Source organism: Coprococcus sp. OM04-5BH (assembly GCF_003482105.1).
GTDB lineage: Bacteria > Bacillota > Clostridia > Lachnospirales > Lachnospiraceae > Coprococcus.
On record NZ_QULM01000009.1, the window covers coordinates 1,434 to 3,147 of the forward strand.

The window sequence follows — 1,714 nt, forward strand, 5'->3', positions numbered from 1 at the left end:
AATACATTGGTAGAGGAGCATTGTTACAGAGACGAAGCTGTACTGAAAAGAGCAGTGGATCTGTAAGAAGAGAGAATGCCGGAATGAGTAGCGAGATTTAAGTGAGAATCTTAAAGGCCGAATATCTAAGGTTTCCAGGGTAAAGCTGATCTTCCCTGGGTAAGTCGGGGCCTAAGGCGAGGACGAAAGTCGTAGTCGATGGATAACAGGTTGAAATTCCTGTACCGCATATAAACAGAACTGTGGGGACGCAGAGAGAAAGCCAGAGCCGGAAATGGAAAAGCCGGTACAAGCGAGGTATCCGAGTGACAGGCAAATCCGTCACTTAAGGAGAATACGTGATGTGGATCGAACTAGAGTAGAGAAGCTGGTGAGCTAGCTGCCAAGAAAAGCCGCTATTGTTTTATATGTGCCCGTACCGTAAACCGACACAGGTGGATGAGGAGAGAATCCTAAGGCCGGCGGGAGAAGTGTTGTTAAGGAACTCGGCAAAATGACTCCGTAACTTCGGGAGAAGGAGTGCCACAGAGATGTGGCCGCAGAGAAATGGCCCAAGCAACTGTTTAGCAAAAACACAGGTCTATGCAAAACCGAAAGGTGAGGTATATGGGCTGACGCCTGCCCGGTGCTGGAAGGTTAAGAGGAGAGCTTAGCGCAAGCGAAGGTTTGAATTTAAGCCCCAGTAAACGGCGGCCGTAACTATAACGGTCCTAAGGTAGCGAAATTCCTTGTCGGGTAAGTTCCGACCCGCACGAAAGGCGTAATGATTTGGGCACTGTCTCAACAACACACCCGGTGAAATTGAAATACCAGTGAAGATGCTGGTTACCTGCGCCAGGACGGAAAGACCCCATGGAGCTTTACTCCAGTTTGATACTGGGATTCGGTACTGTCTGTACAGGATAGGTGGGAAGCTAGGAAATGATGACGCCAGTTGTCATGGAGCTGACCTTGGGATACCACCCTTACAGTACTGGGTTTCTAACCTGCGGCCGTAAACCGGCCGGGGGACAATGTCTGACGGGGAGTTTGACTGGGGCGGTCGCCTCCGAAAGAGTATCGGAGGCGCTCAAAGGTTCCCTCAGAACGGTTGGAAACCGTTCGAAGAGTGCAAAGGCAGAAGGGAGCTTGACTGCGACACCGACGGGTGGAGCAGGTACGAAAGTAGGACTTAGTGATCCGGTGGTATAAAGTGGGATTGCCATCGCTCAACGGATAAAAGCTACCCTGGGGATAACAGGCTTATCACTCCCAAGAGTTCACATCGACGGAGTGGTTTGGCACCTCGATGTCGGCTCATCGCATCCTGGAGCTGTAGCAGGTTCCAAGGGTTGGGCTGTTCGCCCATTAAAGCGGTACGCGAGCTGGGTTCAGAACGTCGTGAGACAGTTCGGTCCCTATCCGGCGTGGGCGTAGGATATTTGAGAGGAGCTGTCCTTAGTACGAGAGGACCGGGATGGACGAACCGCTGGTGTATCTGTTGTTGTACCAACAGCATGGCAGAGTAGCCAAGTTCGGCAGGGATAAACGCTGAAGGCATCTAAGCGTGAAGCCCCCCTCAAGATTAGATATCCCTTCTTCGGAATAAGACCCCTTGAAGACTACAAGGTTGATAGGCTTCGGGTGTAAGTGCGGTAACGCACTCAGCTGAGAAGTACTAATAGGTCGAAGACTTATCCTTAGAGGTTAGGATGATTGCTTTGAAGTATTGGAA

The 1,714-nt window shown here is 50.9% G+C and carries 1 rRNA gene (running past one end of the window); it reads left to right on the forward strand.

The annotated features are described in order from the left end of the window. Positions 1-1,681, forward strand: a 23S ribosomal RNA gene (locus DXB54_RS11740) (it extends 1,276 nt beyond the left edge of the window). Positions 1,682-1,714 lie beyond the last annotated feature (33 nt).